The sequence below is a fragment of the Flavonifractor plautii ATCC 29863 genome, from assembly GCF_000239295.1.
In the GTDB taxonomy this organism is placed as follows: Bacteria; Bacillota; Clostridia; order Oscillospirales; family Oscillospiraceae; genus Flavonifractor; species Flavonifractor plautii.
This window is the reverse complement of the sequence record NZ_JH417759.1, coordinates 2,719-6,199: the sequence shown is the minus strand read 5'-3', so window position 1 is coordinate 6,199 and position 3,481 is coordinate 2,719. Positions and strand designations below refer to the sequence as shown.

The window sequence follows — 3,481 nt, the reverse complement described above, 5'->3', positions numbered from 1 at the left end:
ATGCAGTAAAAGAGGTGGATTACCTATCGCTATACCACCCCCGGCGTCCCGCAGAGCGTAGGCCCTGGTGAGAGCATCAAGTACCTGGCCGAGGAAAAGGCCAGCGACCCCAAAGTGGTGGGTATCATCTCCAACGGCTACCCTCACCGCAGCCTGGGGGAGCTAAACCTGGACAACAAATATCAGGCATATTACGCCACCAAAATGGCCCTTTGGTGCTACCTGCTTCCCAACTGGAATATCGCCAATCTGAAGGTAGCCCCCGGCCTGACCGGCTCTGAACTGGACATTGGCAATCGCATCCTAGCCGCTGCCAAGGACATTTATAAGCGGGGTACGACCTACAACTATATGCTCTCTCCCCGGATGACCGTCACAGCGGACAAGTCTACGGCCTACCCCGTGACCATCGACGGCCAGGCATACTTGCAACAGGTATTTACTGTCTGGAGCGAGACCTGGGTGTACGACTATGATGTGACCGTATCGTTCTCTGTTCCCGGCAGTGTTCCGGATGGCACAAAGATCGTGGATGCCAACAACAACGAGATCACCGCCGTTACCACCCAGCCCACCTCGGATGGCTACGCGGGCACATTCAAGGTGCTCTATCCCGCCAGCAGTGTGGAGGGACAGTCCGGTAATGTGCAGCTCTCCCTTTCCGCACCGGTAGCCCAGTATGCTGCCATGTACGCTGTGTGCCAGGAGAAGGACAAGTACGGCGAACTGCAAAACTACATCTGCGACCTGGACAATAATGTGCGGCTGGATGTGGCCGCCATCAGCAGTTATGCGAACGGCGGGGAACCCGGCCCGGACGAGACGGCCCTAAAGATTGTAAAGCTGGAGGAAGGGACCGAGCTACCTCTGGAAGGGGCTGTATTCTCAATCTATGACCCGGAGGGACGCAAGGTAGGCTCCTTCTCCACCGGCCCGGACGGAACCGTGGTAATCCCCCTGACCCTTGAGGGCCACTATACCGTAACCGAGGAGATTCCGCCCCGGTATCACTTGCTCCCGGAGGAGCGCACCCAGCACGCGGATGTGGAGTATGACAAGACCGCCACTCTGACGTTCTGGAATGCCCCCTATGGTTCCCTGCGGGTGGAGAAGCGGAGTGACACCGGTGACGCTCTCTCCGGCGTCACCATCCAGATTAAGCACATCGGGACTGGCGAGACCCGGACAGGCCAGACCAATAATGGCGTAATCGTCTTCGATGAGTTGGCCCCCGGCGGCTGGGAGGTCCGGGAACTGGCTGGCATTGAGGGTTGGATCGCGGACACGGACACGGTACAGACCGTGGCAGTCGTGACCGGGGAGGAATCCACCGTCACAATTATCAACCAAGAATTGCCCGGCCTGCGGATTACCAAATATGAGCGAGGCAGCATGGAGCTCATGCCCAATGTCTCCTTCGAGATTTTCCGGGACGCCGAAAGCCTGGGCATCTTTCAGACGGACGAGTTTGGCCAGATCCTCCTCACCAACTGTCAGCCCGGCACCTACCGGGTGGAGGAACGGAATACGGGCGGAGACAGCCATGTGCTGGATACCACTCCCCAGGAGGTGGAGTTGGAGGCCGGAGATGGCATCAAAGACCTGGTGTTCTTCAATGACCGCCTGCCCGGCATCCATCTTATCAAGGTAGACAGTTCCGACCTCTCCCAGCCTATCGCCAACGCCCGATTCCGTTTTGAGGCAGTGGATGGCAGCTTCGGGCCGGAGGAGTACACCACATCCGAGGACGGGACCATCGACCTCTCCAAGCTCCCCGTGGGCACTTATGTAGTAACGGAACTGGAGTGCCCCGGCTATGTGGTAGACGATGCCCAGCGGATCATCCACCTGGACGGCGGTGACCAGGCCCAATTTGTGTTCACCAATTCCAAGCTGCCCTCTCTGCATCTATACAAAGAGAGTGCGGATGGGACACCCCTGGGCGGCGTCACCTACCGGCTGTCCAAGATCGAGGACGGCTCTCGATATTTGGATCGCATCACCTCCAGCACAGGAGAGATCACCTGGGATGGTCTGGAACCTGGAGTGTATTCCCTGCAAGAGGTTACCACAGTATCGGACCATATCCTGGACCCCACAGAGTATCATGTGCAGCTGTTCCCCGGTAAAGATGCCACGATTTGTCTGCAAAATGACAAGCGGCCCAACCTGACCATCTGGAAGCACGACGCCGATACCGGCGCGCCGGTCCCCGGCACCGTGTTCTTGGTGAAGGGCGCGGACGGACATTCTGTGGCCGAAGTAACCACTGGGCCGGATGGTTCTGCCACTGTCTCCAACCTCATGCCCGAGGTGTACGAGGTGATTGAAAAGTCCGTCCCGTCTCCCTACCTCCCGGATGCAGACCCCCAGTTAGTCACCCTCTATCCCAATCGGGACCGGGATGTGTATTTTGAAAACCACAAGCGGCCCACCGTCACCATCCAGAAAGAAAGCTCCGTCACCCATGACCCCATCCAGTACGCCGAGTTTCACATCACATGGTCCAGCAATAAGACGGAAACTGGGGAGCAGCGGGACCTGGGGACCTTCCAGACAGACGAGGCGGGTCAGATCATCCTGGAGGGCATCGAGGACGGCTGGCTGACCATCAAAGAGACCAAGCCAGCCCCCGGCTACCAGCTCCCGGATGACCCTGTTACAGAGGTCTACATCAAGGGCGGCGAAAACAAGACTGTAACCATTCCCAACACGCCCCTGTCTGCATTGGTGGTTTACAAGCAGGATAGCGTGACTGGAGCTGGGATCTCCGGCTGCCGCTTCCAGCTGAAATACCTGGGTGGCGAGGTCAGCGGCAGCGGCGGCACTGTGATCGGTACGTACACGACTTCGGCCAACGGCTCCTTCACCGTCACCGGGCTCAAAAAGGGCTACTACATCTGCGAGGAGCTGGAGAGCGACAGCGGCCACGTGATTGACGCCGCGCCCCAGTCCTTCTATATCAGCGGCGAGGATCAAGACATCGTAACCCTCTACTTTTCCAACGCCCCCAAGGGGGCCATTTTGGTGAAGAAGGTGTCCAGCGCAGACAACAGCCCCTTGAGTGATGTAGAGTTCCTAGTGACAAAATCGGACGGCTCCGTGGTGGGTGATGACAACGGCAAGTTCGTGACAGACAGCACCGGCACTTTCCTGGTGAAAGGAGTAGAACCCGGGACCACGCTGATCATCAAGGAAACCCGTGCCAAGCCAGGCTATCTGCTGGACGATACGCCCCAAACCGTCCAGGTCAAGGAAGGGCAAACCGTCACGGTAGAGTTCCGCAACCAGCCTATGGGAAACCTCATCATCCATAAGCTGTCCAGCAAGGACAAGACCCCGCTGGAGGGGGTGCAGTTCAAGATCACTTGTGCGGATGGCACCTATCTCCCAGACGAGGGCGGTAAGCTGTCCTCCAATGGCCTGTACTGGACCAATGCGGAGGGCCAGATCATCCTCTCCGGCATCACCGGCACAGTGG

Annotated in this window: 1 protein-coding gene; it reads left to right on the top strand. The window is 58.2% G+C overall.

The genetic code is table 11. The features are described from left to right. Window positions 1–75: 75 nt before the first annotated feature. A partial coding sequence (locus tag HMPREF0372_RS09070) for a SpaA isopeptide-forming pilin-related protein (protein WP_462100980.1) occupies window positions 76–3,481 on the top strand: 3,406 nt, incomplete at its 3' end.